The sequence below is a fragment of the Micromonospora sp. WMMA1947 genome, assembly GCF_027497355.1.
Lineage (GTDB): Bacteria > Actinomycetota > Actinomycetes > Mycobacteriales > Micromonosporaceae > Micromonospora.
Genome location: NZ_CP114909.1, coordinates 6211914 through 6230314, shown reverse-complemented (window position 1 = coordinate 6230314; position 18401 = coordinate 6211914). Strand labels below are relative to the sequence as shown.

The following is an 18401-nucleotide window of genomic DNA, read 5'->3' as shown; positions in this document are numbered from 1 at the left end:
TTCATGAACATCTGCGTCGTCGCGCTCGGCAAGATCGGTCTGCCGCTGGCCGTGCAGTTCGCGTCCAAGGGGCACCGGGTGATCGGCGCCGACGTCTCCGAGCGGGTCGTCCAGCTGGTGAACGACGGTGCCGTGCCCTTCCCGGGCGAGGCCGACCTGGACGTCAAGCTCAAGGAGACGGTGGCCGCCGGCCTGCTGTCGGCCACCACCGACACCGCCGCCGCGGTCGCCGAGTCGGAGGCGGTCGTCGTGGTCGTGCCGCTGTTCGTGGACGCCGAGGGCGTGCCGGACTTCGGCTGGATGGACGACGCCACCCGGGCCATCGCCCGCGGGCTGAAGCCGGGCACGCTGGTCAGCTACGAGACCACGCTGCCGGTCGGCACCACCCGTACCCGGTGGGCGTCGATGCTCGCCGAGGGTTCCGGCCTGACCGCCGGCACCGACTTCCACCTGGTGTTCAGCCCGGAGCGGGTGCTCACCGGCCGGGTCTTCGCCGACCTGCGCCGCTACCCGAAGCTGGTCGGCGGCATCGACGAGGCGTCGGCCGCGCACGGCGTGCGGTTCTACGAGGCGGTGCTCGACTTCGACGAGCGGCCCGACCTGGACCGCCCCAACGGCGTGTGGGACCTCGGCTCGGCCGAGGCCTCCGAGCTGGCCAAGCTCGCCGAGACGACCTACCGGGACGTGAACATCGGCCTGGCGAACCAGTTCGCCCGCTTCGCCGACACCGTCGGCGTGGACGTCACCAAGGTCATCGAGGCGTGCAACACGCAGCCGTACAGCCACATCCACTCGCCCGGTATCGCGGTCGGCGGCCACTGCATCCCGATCTACCCGCGGATGTACCTGTGGAACGACCCGGCCGCCACCGTGGTCCGCTCGGCCCGCGAGGCCAACGCGGCCATGCCGGAGTACGCGGTGGACCTGCTCGCCGCCGCGTACGGCGACCTGACCGGTGTGGGTGTGCTGGTGCTGGGCGCCGCCTACCGGGGTGGCGTCAAGGAGACCGCGTTCTCCGGCGTCTTCCCGACCGTGGACGCGCTGCGCCGCCGGGGCGCCGTGCCGTACGTCTCGGACCCGATGTACACGAACGAGGAACTGGTCGCGCACGGCCTGCCCGGCTACGACGGCGAGCCGGTCGGCGCCGCGGTGATCCAGGCCGACCACGCGGAGTACCGCACCCTCGCCCCGGCCGACCTGCCGGGCGTGACGGTGCTGGTCGACGGCCGCCGGGTCACCGACCCGGCGCGCTGGACCGGCGTGCGCCGGGTGGTCATCGGGGGCTGACCCCTACCGGCTTCACGGGCCCCGGCCGTCTCGAACGGCCGGGGCCTGTCGCATGCCGTCGCCGGGATGACGCCGTCCGCAGTTCACCTGCCGGACACCCCGGCAATACTTGTGTCATGTGGCCCGTTTAGGGTCGCAGCCGTCGGAGATCGACTCGGACCGACATCGGCGGGACAGACAGGGAGCGTGTCGTTGTTCAGCAGAGTACGCAGCCAGCAGGGTCTCGCCGCGGTCGGCGCGACGCTCCTCGGCTACGCGGTCATGGTCCTCGCCGGAGTCCTCGGCCTGGTGGTCCCGTACGCGGTGGCCGCCGTGGCCGCCGTCGCCGGTGAGCTGGCCCTGGCCGGGCGGCACACCGGAACCGCCACGCTGCTCGACAAGGCCGGTCTCGGCGAGACGTTCCGGCGGCTGGTGCGGGACCTGTCTGTGGTGCTGCTGGTGATCGCCGCGGTGCGCCCCGGCGTGGCGGGCACCGTCGCCGTCCTGCTGCTGCCCGCCGCACTGTGGACGCTGGCCGTCGCCACAGGCGCGGTGACCAAGGTGATCGACGGCCGGGTCGACCCCCCGGCGTACACCCGCAACATCGACCTCGGCGCGCTGCGGCGGGTCCCGGTGCCGCCGGCCTGGGCGCGGCAGCTGGCCGGGCTGCGCATGCCGCTGCTGAACGTGCTGCTGGTGCCGGCCGCGGTGGTGGCCGCCGCGCTCGACCGGGTCGCCCCGGTGGTGGTCACCGGCCTGGTCACGCTCGCCGCCGGCCTGGTCACCGCCGCGGTGCTGGCGCTCACCGCGCTGCGCGGCCGGGGCAAGGCACCGGGTGTGCTGCCCGCCGTGCACGACTGGATGGCCCGGGAACGGCCCGAGGTGGCGCTCTACTTCGCCGGCCCGGCCAAGGACGTCTACCAGGCCAACATGTGGCTCGCCCCGGTGGAGGCGACCGGCCGCCGGGCGGTCGTGCTGCTGCGCGCCGCGGACGCGTTCGGGCAGCTCGCCGACACCCGGCTGCCGGTGATCTGCGTGCCGGCCGGTGTGGACTTCATGAACCTGGACCTGAGTTCGCTGCGCGTGGCGCTGTACGCCGCGAACGTCGGCGCCAACATCCACCTGCTGCGGGAGCCGGGCGTCAAGCACGTCTTCGTGGGTCACGGCGACAGCGACAAGCAGGCGAGCGTCAACCCGTACAGCAAGGTGTACGACGAGGTCTGGGTGGCCGGGCCGGCCGGGCGGGAACGGTACGCCCGCGCCGACGTCGGCGTGCTGGACCGCGACATCGTGGAGATCGGCCGGCCGCAGCTGGCCGGGGTGCACACGTTCGGTTCCGGGGCCGCCGACCACCGCTTCACCGTGCTGTACGCGCCCACCTGGGAGGGTTGGCTCGACGACGACCCGTACCACACGTCGCTGGTGCTGATGGGGGAGCGGATCGTGTCCGGTCTGCTCGCCGCCGGGGACGTGCGGGTGATCTACAAGCCGCACCCGCTGACCGGGACACGCTCGCCCAAGGCCCGCGCCGTGCACGAGCGGATCGTGTCCCGGATCAAGGCTGCCGGCGCCGAGACCGATCCGTCCTCGCTGGACGGTGCCGCGCACCTGGTGGTCACCGGCCGCACCCCGGGGCTGTTCGACTGCTTCAACGTCACCGACCTGCTGGTCAGCGACGTGTCCAGCGTGGTCTCCGACTTCGTGCAGAGCGAGCGCCCGTACGTGGTGGCCAACCCGGCCGGCCTGCCCGAGGACGAGTTCCGGCGGCAGTTCCCGACCGCGCGGGCGGCGTACCTGCTCTCGGCGGACTGCGGCGAGCTGGCGAAGATCCTCGACGTGTCCCGGGCCGCTGACGACGCGATGGCCGGGGCGCGGCGGGAGCTGAAGGAGTACCTGCTCGGCCCGGCCGGGTCGAACCCGATGGACCGGTTCCGGGACGAGATCGGCCGGCTCTGCGGCTGAGGCGTACCGACGCGTGGGCGACGACCGGCGCGGTCGTCGCCCTCGTCGCGTTCAGCCCTGCTGCGGCGGGTTGTCGACGTCGCGGGAGATGACCTCGCCCTTGGCGTCGACCCAGCCCTTCGGGCGGGCCGGGTTGCCGGCCACGAGCTGGTACGGCTTGACGTCGCGGGTCACCACCGAGCCGGCCGCGATCATCGCGTACTCGCCGACCTCGATGCCGCACACGAGCGTGGCGTTCGCGCCGATCGACGCGCCCCGGCGGACCAGCGTCGGGGTGATCGTCCAGTCCGGATTCTGGGCGCGCGGCCGGAAGTCGTTCGTGAACACCGCGCACGGGCCCACGAACACCTCGTCCTCGATGGTCACGCCCTGGTAGACCGAGACGTTGTTCTGGATCTTCACCAGGTCGCCGACGGTGACGCCCGCGTCGACGTAGACGTTGCGGCCGATCACGCAGCCGGCGCCGACCTGGGCGCTGGACCGGATGTGCGCCAGGTGCCAGACCTTGGTGCCGTCCCCGACCTGGGCGCCGTCCTCCACGTCGGCCGTCGGGTGGACGAAGACGGAGGCGGACCGGTCGTTGCTGTCAGTCATCTCAACTCGCATCATGCCAGGGCGCGTCGCGCCGTCGGGCGGGCTCGACGCAGCATAACGAGCGCTCACCCGAGCAGTTCGGCCACCGCGTCGGCGGCGGGCCGGTCGGCCGGCAGCGGGTGCGCGGCGAGGACCGCGTCCACCGGCAGCGCCGCGTACAGGTGCGGGAACAGGGCGCCACCGCGGGACTCCTCCCAGCGCAGCGCGTCACCGAGCCGGGCCTCGTCCACAGCGAGCACCGTCAGGCCGGTGACCCCGGCGAAGAAGCGCCGGGCGGTCTCCACCACCTGGTCGGCGGCGGAGAGGTGGACGTAGCCGTCCTGGCGGTCCATCGCGGTGCCGGCGAACCGTCCGTCCGCCCGCGCCTGCGCCCACTCGTCGTCGGAGAGAATCTTGTAGATCACGGCAGCAGCCTAGAGCGGCCTCGCGTCCCGGCGGCGCGTCTGCCACCATTCGCAGGGCAACACGTCGAGTGAGGGAGGCAACGGGTGCGGATCCTCCTGGTCGAGGACGACCGCCGGGTCGCCGCGGCGTTGTCGTCCGCGCTGACGAGGCGCGGCTACCAGGTGGAACACGCCGCGACGGTGGCCGCCGCGCTCTCCGCCGCCCCCTGCGACCTGGTGCTGCTCGACCTGGGGCTGCCCGACGGCGACGGCACCGACCTGTGCCGCGAGCTGCGGCGGCGCAGCAGCCGGCTCGGGATCATCGCGGTGACCGCGCGCGGCGAGGAACGCGACCGGGTGCTGGGGCTGCGGCTGGGCGCCGACGACTACGTGGTGAAGCCGTTCTCGATGGTGGAGTTGCAGGCGCGGATCGAGGCGGTGCTGCGCCGGGCCGCACACACCGCGCCGCAGCGCAGCCTGATCGAGGCCGGCACGGTCCGCATCGACGTGGGCGGCCGGACGGTGACGGTGGCCGGCCGGGACGTCTCGCTCACCCGCAAGGAGTTCGACATCCTGTTGTCCCTGGCCCGCCAGCCGGGGGTGGCGGTGCCGCGCGAGCGGATCCTGCTCGACGTCTGGGGCACCACCTGGGCCGACCGGCACACCGTGGAGGTGCACGTCGGGTCGCTGCGCGGCAAGCTCGGCGACCCGACGCTCGTGGAGACCGTACGCGGGGTCGGCTACCGGCTCCGCGACGCGTGAGGAGGGGGCCGTGCGCCGCCGGCTGGTGATCAGCTACCTGCTGCTGATGGTGCTGGTCCTGATCGCCCTGGAGACCCCGCTGGCGGCCACGCTGGCGACCCGGGAGACCGACCGGGTACGCGCCGACCGCCTCGCCGACGCCACCCGCTTCGCCTCGCTGGCCGGGCCGGCGTTGCGGGGCGGCGGTCCCGGCCCGCTGGACGGGGAACTGGCCGCCTACGACGCGCTCTACGGCATCGGCGCGGCGGTGGTGGACCGGGAACGCCGTACCGTGGTGGCCTCGTCCGGGTGGGAGCCGGACGCGGGCAGCGGGCCGGCGCTCGACACCGCGCTGTCCGGGCAGCAGTTCAGCGGCCCGGAGTCGGTCTGGCCCTGGGTCAGCGGCCCGGTGGTGACGGCGGTGCCGATCAACGACGGCGGCGAGGTGCTCGGCGCCGTCGTCACGACCAGCCCGGCCGACGGGGTCCGCCGCACCGTCACCGTGTGGTGGCTGCTGCTCGCCGGCATCGGCCTGCTGGCGGTGCTGGCCTGCGTCTCGACCGCGTTCGGGCTGGCCGGCTGGGTGCTGCGCCCGGTCACCGAGCTGGACGCGGTGACCCACGAGATCGCCGAGGGCCGCCGCACCGCGCGGGTCCGCGCCCGGCTCGGTCCGCCCGAGCTGCGCCGGCTGGCGACCAGCTTCAACGACATGGCCGACGCGGTGTCCGACGTGATGGACCGGCAACGCGCCTTCGTCGCGCACGCCAGCCACCAGCTCCGCAACCCGCTCACCGCGCTGCGGCTGCGGGTGGAGGAACTGGGCCCGAGCCTGACCGACCCGGACGGGCGCGCCGAGCACCGGCTGGCGCTGGAGGAGACCGACCGGCTCGCCACCGTGCTCGACGCGCTGCTCACCCTGGCCCGCGCCGAGCGGGAGGAGAACCAGCGGGTGACTGTGGACGCCACCGCCACCGCCGCCTCCCGGGTGTCGGCCTGGTTGCCGCTGGCCCGGCACCGCGACGTCACGCTCCGCCTCGACGCCGGGGGCGCGCCGGTGTACGCCTGGACCGTGCCGACCGCCATCGACCAGGCGCTGGACGCCCTGATCGACAACGCGGTGAAGTTCAGCGGAACCGGGGGAGAGGTGACGGTGACCGTACGCGCCGACGGCGGCGGGACGGTGCTGACCGTCAGCGACACCGGTCCGGGCATGACGGCGAGTCAGCTCGACCAGGCCACCGAGCGGTTCTGGCGGGCGCCGGACGCGCAGAACGTGGACGGCGCCGGTCTGGGGCTGACCATCGCGGCGGTGCTCGTGGACGCCTCCGACGGCCGGCTCACCATGCGCCAGGGCGATCCCCGCGGCCTGGTCGCCGAGCTGTGGTTCCCGGCGCCCGCCGACGTGCCGGTGCGGTGCTGATCCTCAGGGCTTCGCGGCGCGGTACCACTGGGCCGCGCCCGGATGCAGCGGCAGCGGGGTGGTGACGATCGCCGACCGGGGACTCATCCGTCCCGCCGCCGGGTGTGCGGCGGCCAGTTCCTGCCGGCGGTCCATCAGCAGCCGGGTCACCTCCCGCACCAGCGCGGCGGGCAGGTCGGCGCGGACGATCAGGTAGTTCGGGTTCGCCACGGTGCTGACCGGGTCGGCCCGGTACACCGAACGCGGCACGTCCCGGGTCACGTAGACCTGCCCGTACGCCCGGCGCAGCGGCTCGGTCCAGTCGCCCAGGTCCACGATCCGCAGCGAGGTCCGCTGGGCCAGCTCGGCGACGCCGCGTACGGGTAGCCCGCCGGAGAAGAAGAACGCGTCGATCCGCCCCTCCCGCAGGGCCGCCACCGAGTCGTCCAGCCCCAGGTGCTCCTGGCGGACCCGGTTCCCGCCGAGCTGGGCCACCTCCAGCAGACGGCTGGCGGTGATCTCGGTACCGGAGCCGTCGGCGCCCACCGACACCCGCCGGCCGCGCAGGTCGCCGAGTGTGCGGATCGGCCCGCCGGCGCGGGTGACCAGGTGCAGCAGGTCGTCGTAGACCCGGGCCACGGCGAGCACCGACGGGTGCTCGGGCTCGCGTGGCGGCAGCACGTCGGCCTGGGTGAAGCCCAGCTCCGCCTCCCTGGCGCCGACCAGCCGGACGTTCTGCGCCGACGCGGCGGTGACCACCACCTCGGCCCGTACGCCGGGCACCTCCCGGTTGAGCAGGGACGCCAGCGACTGGCCGAAGGCGTGGTAGACGGCGGTCGGGCTGCCGGTGGCGATGCGGATCCGGGTCGGCTCGGACGGCTCGTCCCGGCATGCGGCCAGCCCGGCGACGAGCAGCAGCACCAGCACGAGCGGGGCGGCGGCGCGCACAGGCCAGTGTCGGCTCACGGGCTGCACTCTGCGCCGTGCACCCGTCGCGGCGCAAGCCCGCACGGTGCGGGCACCGCCGAGCGCCCGCACCGGGCCGGTCAGCTCGCCGGGGCCAGCTCCGCGCTCTCGGTGATCCGTTCCCGGTGCTCGCCGTTGGGCACGACCACCAGGAAACAGCCCGAACCGGGCCGCAGCGCCGCCGGCACGTCCAGCAGCGCCGCGCCGCGTACCAGCACCGCCGCCAGGTCCCGGTCGGCGAGCCGGATGCCGAGGCAGTGCCGGCGTACGTGCCGCCCGCCCGCCAGCAGCGCGGCCCGCCAGGCCGCCGCCGCCAGCCGGGGACGCCACAGCCGGCGCGCCGTCGAGGCGCCGGGGAACGGCCCGCCGAGCAGTTCCCGGCGACCCTGCCGCCAGCCCGCGGTCAGCAGATTCGCGTACGCCGCCCGGTGCGGCGGCGGCACAGACAGCCGGTGCAGCTCGTAGCGGCGGCGCAGGCCACCGGTGGTCAGCTCGTGTTCCACAGGTACGTCGAGGCGTCCCAGCAGCTGTCGCATCCGCTGCGCCGCGTCCTCGCGGTTGAACTCGGCGATTCCACCCCGGTGCGGTCCGGAGTCGAGCCGGCGGACGTCGGCGGCCGGCGGCGGCGTGCAGCGCACCATGCAGGCGATCTCGAAGGCGTCGGTGAGGGTCAGCCAGTCCAGCGGCGGCGGCGACGGTCGCGGGCGGTCGAGCAGCGTGGTGAGCATGGCGCGCTCCTCGGTCAGAGTCGGGGTACCTCTACCGTCGCTGCCGAGCGCCGGACCGGGAACCGCTGCGCCCGAGCCTTGAGGAAAATTTGCGGGAAGCGCGCGCCTCAGAGTTCGGTGACCACCAGGTCGACCTGCCGGGGCCGGCCGGTCGCCCGGGGCGCCTCCTCGACCGTGTACTTCAGCTCCCGCAGCGCCCCCACCAGCGCGTCGGCGGTGCGCGGCCGGGCGTCGGCGAGCAGCAGGTCCCGCACCAGGCGGCCCTTCGTCGCCTTGTTGAAGTGACTCACCACCGACCGGGTCGGCGTGCCGTCCACGGTCCGCTCGTGGAGCACCCGTACGGTCACCGTGCGTTCGGCGAGCGCGCCGCGCGGCGTCCAGGTGGCCGCGTACGCCCCGGAGCGCAGGTCCAGCACCGGGCCGCGTCCGGCGGCGGGCTCCAGCACCGGGCCGAGCGCCTCCCGCCAGTACGCCGACAGCGCCCCGAGCCCCGGCAGCCGCGCCCCGATCGGGCAGCGGTACGGCGGGATCCGGTCGGCGAGGCGGACCGCGCCCCACAGGCCGGAGCTGATCAGCACCTGGCGGCGGGCCGCCCGCTGCGCGTCGGGCGGCAGCGTGTCCAGGCCGAGCGCCTCGTAGAGCACCCCGGTGTAGAGCCGCCCGGCCGGTGCGGTCGCCGTCTCCCGCAGCCGGGCGTTGCGCCGCAGTTCGCCGCGCTGCCCCTCGGTCAGGCCCAGCGCGGTCCGGGCCGCCGTCTCGTCCGGCCCGGCGCACAGGTCGACGAGCGCGGTCAGGACCGCCTCCCGGGCCGGGTTCAGCTCGGTCAGGGACAGCCGGGACAGGTCCAGCCGGCGGCCGGTGCCGGCCTCGGCCTTCCCCTCGGACGGGGGCAGCAGGATGAGCACCGGCACAGCGTACGGGCCGGGCTCAGCGCCACGGCCGCACGGCACGGTCGGGGTGGTACACGCGACTGCCACCCACCTCGGCCACCACCGCCGCGTCGGCACGCTCGCCCAGGAGCCGCCGCAGGGTGCGTTCGGCGGGGGAGCCGACGGCCAGCACGTACCCGGGCCGGTCCGCGCGCGCCACCCGCCGCCAGTACGCCGGATAGCGGTTCTGCCCCGGCGTCAGCCGTTCGTCGAGCACACCGCAGGCCACCGCCTCGCCGGTGTTGAAGATCATCCGGTTGCAGGTCCAGTAGTCCCCGTACACCTCGTGCAGACCCGCCGCCCGCACCGCGTCGGCCAGGCGGCGGGCGGCGCGTTCCTCGTCCCGTACGCCCGGCACGCCGGCCAGGAACGCCACGGTGCCGGCCAGCGTGGCGGCGGTCAGCGCGGCCAGCACCACCGCCGCCGTGGCGCCGCCGAGCCGGGCCGCCCACCCGGCGGTGGCCCGCAGCGCGTGCGCGGCGGCCAGCCAGAGCGGCCACAGCACGGCCGGCAGCGAGATCTGGAGCACCGACAGGTAGCGGGCGTTGCCGAGCGGGTCGGTCGCGGCGAGCGGGCTGCGCACGTACGCCAGAAGGGTCAGCGCCGCGCCCACGACCAGGGCGATGATCGCCACGGCCCGGACCCGCGCGGCGTGGTCGGCGGCCCGGCGGTAGGCGACCAGCCCGAGCGCGGCGGCGGCCACCAGCAGCACCGGGTAGAGCACGCCGAACCACTGCGCCCAGCGCGCGCAGCCGTCCATCGGGCACATGCCGGAGGCCAGCGGCACGCCCTCCAGCAGCCCGCCGCGCAGCCGCTCGGCGAGCGACGGCGCGACCCCCTCCTTGGTGCTGATCTCGCGGAACACCGACAGCGAGTCCTGTCCGGGCGGGGCGACGAGGTTGTCCTTGACCACCGGGGCGATCCCGGCCAGGAAGCCCACGACCAGCAGCACGCCCGGCCAGCCGATCAGGTCCCGGGGCACCGCCACCGCGAGCACCACGGCCGCCACCAGCAGGTACGGCGCGATCAGCCAGTCCGACCAGAGGGCCAGCCCGGCGAGCAGCCCGAACGCGCCGGTGGCCAGCCAGTGGTGCCGGATCCGCCGGTCGCCGAGGGCGACCGCGATCAGCAGCATCGCCAGCACCGCCGGCTTCACCTCCGGGCGACCGCCGACCACCGTGAGCTGGTCGCGGACCACCCGCTCCGAGCCGAGCGCGAGCAGGCCCACCACGGCGACGGCGAGCCAGGGGGAGAACAGGCGGCGGGTCAGCCGGTACGCCAGCCACAGGAAGACCGCGAACAGCGCGAGCAGCGGCAGCCGCAGCACCGGCCAGCTCGGCCCGGCCCAGCCGACCAGCGGCGCGGCCAGGTACGACTCCAGCACGCCCATGTAGCGCTGGCCGTAGAGGAAGACCGGCCGCTCGTCACCGGCGGCGATGTGCAGCGCCGCCAGGCCGAACGTGGCCTCGTCGCTGTTCGACGCGGGCACCGTGAGCAGTGTCAGCACCAGCCGGTAGCCGACCCCCGCGGCACCGAGCAGCAGCGCCACCAGCGCCGCCGCGTCCGGACGCGGCCGTACCCGGTCCCGCTTCGTCGTCGACACGACCAACGCCCCCGTCGTCGTCCCGACCGAAGTCTGTCACGGCGGCGCCCGGCCTTTGGGCGGATCGGCGTGGATCACTCGCGTGGCCCGGCCGGGCCGGTTGTGGCACTGTTGCCGTGTGCCACCCACACCACCGGACCAGCTGGCCGTACCGCAACTGCACCGCGCCGCGCGCTTCGAGGACGCCGTGCACGGCCTGGTGGAGCGCCGGTTGCGGCGCACCGGGTGGCAGCCGAACATCATCGCGTACGCGGGCTACGGCGCCCCGGGCTGGGCGCGCGTGCTCTGCCGGGTGCTGCTCGGGCGTCCGGACACGCGGCGGCGGGGCCGGCTGGACAAGGTGCGGGGCTGGCGCAGCTTCGCCACACTGCCCGCCAAGCACGTGAAAGTGACCATCGAGGCCGACGGCGTGCGCCAGGAGGTGACCGCCGACCGCAGCGGCTTCGTCGACACCGTGATCGAGGCCGACTTCACCCCGGGCTGGGGCTGCGTACGCCTCAGCGTCGCCGACGCCGAGCCGGTGGAGGCGCTGGTCCGCGTCCTCGACCCGGCCGTCCGGTTCGGCATCATCTCCGACATCGACGACACCGTCATGGTGACCGCGCTGCCCCGGCCGCTGCTCGCCGCGTGGAACACGTTCGTGCTGGACGAGCACGCCCGCACCGCGGTGCCCGGCATGGCGGTGCTGTACGAGCGGCTGGCCACCGCCCACCCGGGCGCGCCGGTCTTCTACCTGTCCACCGGCGCCTGGAACGTCGCGCCGACGCTCACCCGGTTCCTGTCCCGGCACCTCTACCCGGCCGGGCCGCTGCTGCTCACCGACTGGGGGCCGACCGCCGACAGGTGGTTCCGCAGCGGCCGGGAACACAAGCGGGCCACGCTGGCCCGGCTGTCCCGGGAGTTCCCCGAGGTGCGGTGGCTGCTCATCGGCGACGACGGGCAGCACGACCCGGAGATCTACCGGGAGTTCGCCGCCGCGCACCCGGACCACGTCGCAGGGGTGGCGATCCGGCAGCTGTCCCCGACCCAGTCGGTGCTGGCCGGCAGCCTGCCCGCACCGGCCGGGCGGTCGTCCTCGGGCCCGGTGGGCCAGAAGTGGCTCAGCGCCCCCGACGGCGCCGGCCTCTGGAAGCTCCTGCGCGAAGCCGACCTGGTCTGACTCCTGCGGTCGGCCCGCGCCGACGGGCGGTCCCTCAACACGTTGCGTAGTCCCGCCCCAGGAAACTACTCCCCGCGACGGGTATGACTCAGAGGCATAAATATGCCTCTGAGTCATAACGCTCAAACCGAGAACCTTCCGCCGGCCCGGGCAGCACCGGCGAGGGTGATCTGCCGGCCGGGAGCAGGGTGCGGTGTGGGGCGGTCGCCGATCGGGCCGGCCGACCATCGGGCGACGCCGTCAGGCCGGGCGGAGCCAGAGGACGCCAAGCGGGGGGACGCGCAGGGCGACCGACGCGGGCAGGCCGTGCCACGGGACGTTCTCCGCGTGCACCTCGCCCAGGTTGCCCACGCCGGAACCGCCGTAGTGGTGGGCGTCGGTGTTCAGCGCCTCGGCCCACGTACCTGCGGCCGGCAGACCGATCCGGTAGTCCTCCAGCGGCAACGCGGAGAAATTCGCCACGCACACCAGCGTCTGTCCGTCCGGGGCGATCCGGATGAACGACACCGCGTTGTTGGCGACGTCGTCCCCGGCGATCCAGCGGAAACCGGCCGGGTCGGTGTCCTGCGCCCAGAGCGCCGGGCTGGCCCGGTAGACGCGGTTCAGGTCGGCGACCAGCCGCTGCACACCGGCGCGGGCCGGGTCGTGGGTGAGGTACCAGTCGAGGCCGCGCTCCTCGCTCCACTCCCTGTCGTCGGCCAGCTCGCAGCCCATGAACAGCAGTTGCTTGCCCGGGTGCGCCCACATGTACGCCAGCAGTGCCCGTACCGTCGCCAGCCGCTGCCAGGTGTCGCCGGGCATCTTGCCCGCCAGTGACCCCTTGCCGTGCACCACCTCGTCGTGGCTGATCGGCAGCACGTAGTTCTCGCTCCACGCGTACGCCAGCGAGAACGTGAGCTGATGGTGGTGGTGCTGCCGGTAGATCGGGTCCTTCGAGGTGTAGAGCAGGGTGTCGTGCATCCAGCCCATGTTCCACTTGAACCCGAACCCGAGCCCGCCCTCGGAGGTGGGCCTGGTGACGCCGGGCCAGGCGGTGGACTCCTCGGCGATCATCAGCACGCCCGGGTGGTGCCGGTAGACGGTGGCGTTGACCTCCTGGAGGAACGCGATCGCCTCCAGGTTCTCCCGGCCGCCGTGCACGTTCGGCGCCCACTGCCCGTCGGAGCGCGAGTAGTCCAGGTAGAGCATCGACGCGACCGCGTCCACGCGCAGCCCGTCGATGTGGAACTCGTCGAGCCAGTACAGCGCGTTGGCGACGAGGAAGTTGCGCACCTCGTTGCGGCCGAAGTCGAAGACGTACGTGCCCCAGTCGGGGTGCTCGCCGCGACGCGGGTCGGGGTGCTCGTACAGCGGGGTGCCGTCGAAGCGCGCGAGCGCCCACTCGTCCTTCGGGAAGTGCGCTGGCACCCAGTCCAGGAGCACGCCGATGCCGGCCGCGTGCAGCCGGTCCACCAGGTACCGGAAGTCGTCCGGGTCGCCGAACCGGGCGGTCGGCGCGTAGTAGCCGGTGACCTGGTAGCCCCACGAACCGCCGAACGGATGCTCCATCACCGGCAGGAACTCCACGTGGGTGAAGCCCATCTCCAGCACGTACGCGGTGAGCTGCTCGGCCAGTTCCCGGTAGCCGAGGCCGGGCCGCCAGGAGCCCAGGTGCACCTCGTACACGCTCATCGGCTCCTGGTGCGGCGCCTGCCGGGACCGGCGCGCGAGCCAGTCCGCGTCGCCCCACTCGTACCGTGACTCGTGCACCACCGACGCGGTGGCCGGCGGCACCTCGGTGCGCGCGGCCATCGGGTCGGCCTTGTCCCGCCACCGGCCGTCGGCGCCCAGGATGCGGTACTTGTAGCGGCTGCCCACCGGCAGGCCGGGCACGAAGATCTCCCACACGCCGCTGGAGCCGAGCGACCGCATCGGCCACCCGTCGTCCGGCGCCCAGCCGGTGACGTCGCCGATCAGCCGCACGGCCCGTGCGTTGGGCGCCCAGACGGTGAACGCGACGCCCTCGTCGAACACGCGGGCGCCGAGCGCCGCCCAGAGCCGCTCGTGGCGGCCCTCGCCGATCAGGTGCAGGTCGAGGTCGCCGAGCGTGGGCGGATAACGGTACGGGTCGTCGTGCGTCGTGCCGTCCACCTCGACCCGGTAGTCGAGCACCTCGCCGGGGAGCACCGCCTCGAAGACACCGGCGTCGTGGACCCGCTTCATCGGGTGCGCCTCGCCGTCGACCAGCACCGTCACCTCGCCGGCGCCCCGGCGCAGCGTCCGGATCGTGGTGCTCCCGCCGGCCGGGTGCGCGCCGAGCACGGCGTGCGGGTCGTGTACCTCGCCGGTGATCAGCTGGTCCATCGGGCGTCGTCCTTGTCGGCCGGTGCGGTCGGGGCGGTGCCGCCGGAGAGGTCGGCGGGTACGTCTTCCACTGTCAGGTCGGGCGCGGCCGGGTGCTCCGGTTCGGCAGGGGCCGGTGCGGCCGGGCGGCGCACGGTGAGCACGTGCGCGGGCTGCAGGTACGGGTCGAGGCGTACCGCGTTGCGCTGCCCCCAGTCGTACTCGGCGCCGGTCAGCTCGTCGCGCACGGTGAACCGCTCGTGCCAGTCCAGCCCGAGCGCCGGCATGTCGAGTGTGGTGTTGCCCCACTGCACCTCGCGGGAGTCGAACGAGCAGACCACGATCACCGTGTTGCCGGTCTCCGGGTCGTGCTTCGACCAGCACAGCAGCGCCGGGTTGTCGATGTCGTGGAACCGCAGGTTGCGCAGCTGGTGCAGGGCGGGGTTGTCCCGGCGTACCCGGTTCAGCGTGGTGATGAACGGCGCCAGCGACCGGCCCTGCGCCAGCGCCGCGTCCCAGTCCCGGGGCCGCAGCTCGTACTTCTCGTTGTCCAGGTACTCCTCGGCGCCCGGCCGGGCCACGTGCTCGAACAGTTCGAACCCGGCGTACATGCCCCACGAGGGGGACAGCAGCGCCGCCAGCACCGCCCGGATCTTGAACATCGGCGGCCCGCCGTGCTGCAACGACGAGTGCAGGATGTCCGGCGTGTTGGGCCAGAAGTTCGGCCGCATCCAGTCGACCGAGGCGACCAGCTCCTCGCAGTACTCCCGCATCTCGGCCGCCGTCGTGCGCCAGGTGAAATAGGTGTACGACTGGGTGAAGCCGATCTTGCCCAGGCCGTGCATGATCGCCGGCCGGGTGAACGCCTCGGCCAGGAACAGCACGTCCGGGTCGACCTTCTTGACCTCGGCGATCAGCCAGTGCCAGAAGTCGAACGGCTTGGTGTGCGGGTTGTCCACCCGGAAGATCCGGACGCCCTCGCCGACCCAGTGCAGCACCACCCGCAGCACCTCGGCCCGGATGCCCTCCGGGTCGTTGTCGAAGTTCAGCGGGTAGATGTCCTGGTACTTCTTCGGCGGGTTCTCCGCGTACGCGATGCTGCCGTCGGCCCGGGTGGTGAACCACTCCGGGTGCTCGGTGACCCACGGGTGGTCCGGCGCGCACTGCAACGCCAGGTCCATCGCCACCTCCAGCCCCTGCTCGGCGGCGGCCGCGACGAAGTCGCGGAAGTCCTCCGGCGTACCCAGGTCGGGGTGGATGGCGTCGTGGCCGCCCTCGGCCGCGCCGATCGCCCACGGCGAGCCCACGTCGTCCGGCCCGGCGGTGAGCGCGTTGTTGCGGCCCTTGCGGTTGACCCGGCCGATCGGGTGGATCGGCGGCAGGTAGAGCACGTCGAAACCCATCGCCGCGACACCCGGCAGCCGCTGGATCGCGGTGGCGAACGTGCCGGAACGGGCCGGCGCGTCGACGGTCGCCGGGACCGCGCCCTCCGAGCGGGGGAAGAACTCGTACCAGGCGGAGAAGAGCGCCCGCGGCCGGTCCACCCAGATCGTGCGCTCCTCGCCGGTGGTGACCAGCTCGCGCACCGGGTGCTCCCACAGCAGGTCGGCCAGATCCAGCGCCGCGCTCACCCGCCGCGGCAGGTCCAGGTCGTCGTCGGCCAGGGCTCGCACGGCTTCGCGTACGCGATCACGGTCGGCCTTCGGCACCAGGTCGAGCGCGGCGGTGAGCACGCGTACGCCCTCGGCCAGGTCGTTCGCCAGCTCGGCCGGGCCCTGGCCGGCGGCGAGTTTCTTGGTGACCGCGTTCTGCCAGGTGAGGTACGGGTCTCCGAACGCCTCCACGGCGAAGCGCCACAGGCCCACCGCGTCGGGGCGGATGGTGGCGTGCCAGCGGTCCTGGCCGGGCTCGCCGGGGCGCATCCGGGTGAACGGGCGGGCCGCGCCGTCCGGGCCGAGCCAGACCACGTTGCACCCGAGCGCGTCGTGGCCCTCGCGATAGGCCCGTGCCGACACCGGCACGACCTCGCCGACCACCGCCTTGGCCGGGTAGCGACCGCAGGAGACGACGGGGGAGACGTCTTCGATCGGGAACCGTCCAGTCACCCGCTCAACCTACTGCGCGAGATCCTCTCGCGCTCGGCGACTTCACCTCAGCCCTCAACCCGCTCACGAGGGCGTCGAGTCCGTGCCGGTGAGGCACCCATGGCGTTCCACCGAACGGGTGGCGGACTTCCGGCGGCCGGCCCCGGTGCCACGAACGGCCTCTCTCCGCGCCTCGGGCACAGGGTCGGCGGGCTCCGGGCGCTCTGGCCCGTCCGACAGCGACGTTCAGGTCGACCGCTGGGCGACGAAGACGAACTCCCGGCCGGGGCGGTCGGGCGCGTCCCGCACGTCGAGCACCCGGTAGCCGGCGGCCGCCAGGCTCGCCTCGACCTCGTCCCGGTCGCGGAACCGCAGCGTCGAGTCCGACGTGAGGACGGCGCCGTCGGCCGGGAACCGGTACGTGAACCGGAAGGACACGAACGGCAGTTCCACAGCGGTGACCTCGAGACGTCGTTCCACCGGCCCGACGCCCGGCACGTCCCGAGTCACCGGCGCGCTGTCCGCCGCCCACTCCTCCCACGCCCGGCGCTCGGGACGCCGCGCCTCGAACACGAGATGCCCGCCGGGCCGCAGCGCCGCGTGGACGCCCCGCAGGGTGCGCGCCCAGTCGTCGTCGGTGCAGAACACCTGCGCCACGTTGCCGGTCATCACGGCCAGGTCGGCGCGCAGCGGTGGCAGCGTCGTGGCGTCGCCGTGCACCCAGCGCACGCGGCCTTCGCGGTCCTTCGACCGGGCGACGGCGAGGGACGCCTCGGCCGGGTCGACCCCCACGACGGTACGGCCGTGCGGGGCGAGCAGCAGGGCCAGGTTCCCGGTGCCGCAGCCGAGGTCGAGCACCACGCGCGCGTCCAGCTCGTCGGCGATCGCGAGGTACGCGTCCAGGTCGTCCCGGTCGCCGTCGAACGCGTCGTAGACCGGCGCGAGCCGAGGATGGGCGAAGATCGCATCCGGCATCCAGGGACTGTATCCGCCGCCGACCGCGACCGGGCGGGCTGTCAAGAAGGGGCCCTTCCTTACACCCCCACCGAGCGGTAGACCTCAAGCGTCTGGCGGGCGATCGCGTCCCAGGAGAAGTGCTCCACCGCGCGCCGCCGCCCCGCCGCCCCGAACGCCGCGATCCGCTCCGGGTCGGCCAGCAGCTCGTTGATGCGCGCGGCCAGGTCGGCCACGAAGCGCTCCGGGTCCAGCGGCGTGCCGGAGCCGTCGCCGGCCTGCTCGATCGGCACCAGCAGCCCGGTCTCGCCGTCGGCGACCACCTCGGGGATGCCGCCGGTGGCGGTCGCCACCACGGCGGTCTCGCAGGCCATCGCCTCCAGGTTGACGATGCCCATCGGCTCGTAGACGGACGGGCAGGCGAAGACGGTGGCGTGGGTGAGCACCTGGATCACCTCGTGCTTGGGCAGCATCGCCGCCACCCAGATCACGCCCGAGCGCTTCGCCCGCAGCTCCGCCACGAGGCCCTCCACCTCGGCGGCGATCTCCGGGGTGTCCGGCGCGCCGGCGAGCAGCACCAGCTGGGTGTCGGCGGGCAGCTCGCGGGCCGCCCGCAGCAGGTACGGCAGGCCCTTCTGCCGGGTGATCCGCCCGACGTAGACGACGCTGGGCCTCCCCGGGTCGATGCCGAGCCGGTCGAGTACGTCGGTGGCCGGGTCCGGGGCGTACTGCGCGGTGTCGATGCCGTTGTAGACCACGCGGACCCGGTCGGGGTTCACCGCCGGGTACGCGGTGAGCACGTCACGGCGCATGCCCGCGCTGACCGCGATGATCGCGTCGGCCGCCTCGAACGCGGTCCGCTCGCACCAGGAGGAGAGCGCGTACCCGCCGCCGAGCTGCTCGGCCTTCCACGGGCGTAGCGGCTCCAGGCTGTGCGCGGTCACCACGTGCGGCACCCCGTGCAGCAGCTTCGCGGTGTGCCCGGCCAGGTTGGCGTACCAGGTGTGGCTGTGCACCACGTCGGTGCCGGCCGTACCGGCGGCCATCTCCAGGTCGACGCCCATGACGCGCAGCGCGGCGTTGGCGCCGGCCAGCGCGGCCGGTTCGGCGTACGCGGTCACGCCCTTCTCGTCGCGGGGCGCGCCGAAGCAGTGCACCCGGACGTCGGCGAGCCGGCGCAGTTCGCGGGCGAGGTATTCCACGTGCACCCCGGCGCCGCCGTAGACCTCCGGCGGGTACTCGCGGGTGAGCAGGTCGACGCGCATCGGTGCCATGCCCGCACCCTAGTGCAGAGCCGGGTGTCCCACGCGG

At 74.0% G+C, this 18401-nt stretch carries 15 protein-coding genes; 5 read left to right on the top strand and 10 right to left on the bottom strand.

Going from position 1 to position 18401, the window contains the following annotated elements; translation table 11 throughout:
* Window positions 1-3: 3 nt before the first annotated feature.
* Both O7604_RS29195 and O7604_RS29190 read left to right on the top strand, forming a co-directional pair.
* Complete coding sequence (locus O7604_RS29195) at window positions 4-1287, top strand: nucleotide sugar dehydrogenase (RefSeq protein WP_269700733.1); 1284 nt, start codon at window positions 4-6, stop codon at window positions 1285-1287.
* A 192-nt stretch (window positions 1288-1479) separates the two neighbouring features.
* Window positions 1480-3228, top strand: a complete 1749-nt coding sequence (locus O7604_RS29190) for a CDP-glycerol glycerophosphotransferase family protein (protein ID WP_269700732.1) — start codon at window positions 1480-1482, stop codon at window positions 3226-3228.
* Between the two features lie 51 nt (window positions 3229-3279).
* Here the strand turns inward: O7604_RS29190 and O7604_RS29185 are convergent, their stop codons facing one another.
* Both O7604_RS29185 and O7604_RS29180 read right to left on the bottom strand, forming a co-directional pair.
* On the bottom strand, window positions 3280-3822 hold the full coding sequence (locus O7604_RS29185; RefSeq protein ID WP_269700730.1) for an acyltransferase: 543 nt from the start codon (window positions 3820-3822) through the stop codon (window positions 3280-3282).
* A gap of 65 nt (window positions 3823-3887) precedes the next feature.
* Window positions 3888-4226 (bottom strand): DUF952 domain-containing protein, encoded by a 339-nt coding sequence (locus O7604_RS29180; RefSeq protein WP_269700728.1) that lies wholly within the window; start codon window positions 4224-4226, stop codon window positions 3888-3890.
* An 84-nt stretch (window positions 4227-4310) separates the two neighbouring features.
* On the opposite strand from O7604_RS29180, the gene O7604_RS29175 reads away from it, so the two are divergent.
* Entirely contained in the window at window positions 4311-4967 is a 657-nt protein-coding gene (locus tag O7604_RS29175; RefSeq protein ID WP_269700727.1) for a response regulator transcription factor, read from the top strand.
* Window positions 4968-4977: 10 nt separating this feature from the next.
* Complete coding sequence (locus O7604_RS29170) at window positions 4978-6366, top strand: HAMP domain-containing sensor histidine kinase (protein WP_269700726.1); 1389 nt, start codon at window positions 4978-4980, stop codon at window positions 6364-6366.
* A 3-nt stretch (window positions 6367-6369) separates the two neighbouring features.
* On the opposite strand, the gene O7604_RS29165 is transcribed toward O7604_RS29170, so the two are convergent.
* The 4 genes from O7604_RS29165 to O7604_RS29150 form a co-directional block, all read right to left on the bottom strand.
* Window positions 6370-7311 (bottom strand): TAXI family TRAP transporter solute-binding subunit, encoded by a 942-nt coding sequence (locus O7604_RS29165; protein WP_269700725.1) that lies wholly within the window; start codon window positions 7309-7311, stop codon window positions 6370-6372.
* A gap of 80 nt (window positions 7312-7391) precedes the next feature.
* Complete coding sequence (locus O7604_RS29160; RefSeq protein WP_269700723.1) at window positions 7392-8039, bottom strand: hypothetical protein; 648 nt, start codon at window positions 8037-8039, stop codon at window positions 7392-7394.
* A 107-nt stretch (window positions 8040-8146) separates the two neighbouring features.
* Entirely contained in the window at window positions 8147-8950 is an 804-nt protein-coding gene (gene yaaA, locus O7604_RS29155) for a peroxide stress protein YaaA (RefSeq protein ID WP_269706875.1), read from the bottom strand.
* A 16-nt stretch (window positions 8951-8966) separates the two neighbouring features.
* Window positions 8967-10571 carry a hypothetical protein gene (locus O7604_RS29150; protein ID WP_269700721.1) on the bottom strand — a complete coding sequence of 535 codons (1605 nt, stop codon included), beginning with the start codon at window positions 10569-10571 and terminating at the stop codon, window positions 8967-8969.
* A gap of 118 nt (window positions 10572-10689) precedes the next feature.
* On the opposite strand from O7604_RS29150, the gene O7604_RS29145 reads away from it, so the two are divergent.
* The gene (locus O7604_RS29145; RefSeq protein ID WP_269700719.1) at window positions 10690-11730 is read left to right on the top strand and encodes a phosphatase domain-containing protein; all 1041 of its coding nucleotides are present in this window, start codon (window positions 10690-10692) and stop codon (window positions 11728-11730) included.
* A 240-nt stretch (window positions 11731-11970) separates the two neighbouring features.
* Here the strand turns inward: O7604_RS29145 and glgB are convergent, their stop codons facing one another.
* From glgB to glgA, 4 genes are all read right to left on the bottom strand, one after another.
* Complete coding sequence (gene glgB / locus O7604_RS29140) at window positions 11971-14073, bottom strand: 1,4-alpha-glucan branching protein GlgB (protein ID WP_269700717.1); 2103 nt, start codon at window positions 14071-14073, stop codon at window positions 11971-11973.
* Entirely contained in the window at window positions 14061-16157 is a 2097-nt protein-coding gene (locus tag O7604_RS29135; RefSeq protein WP_281578425.1) for an alpha-1,4-glucan--maltose-1-phosphate maltosyltransferase, read from the bottom strand. Before O7604_RS29135 ends, glgB begins: the two co-directional genes overlap by 13 nt.
* Window positions 16158-16382: 225 nt before the next feature.
* Entirely contained in the window at window positions 16383-17111 is a 729-nt protein-coding gene (locus O7604_RS29130) for a class I SAM-dependent methyltransferase (protein ID WP_281578424.1), read from the bottom strand.
* Window positions 17112-17170: 59 nt separating this feature from the next.
* Window positions 17171-18364, bottom strand: a complete 1194-nt coding sequence (glgA, locus tag O7604_RS29125; protein WP_269700712.1) for a glycogen synthase — start codon at window positions 18362-18364, stop codon at window positions 17171-17173.
* Window positions 18365-18401: the final 37 nt, after the last annotated feature.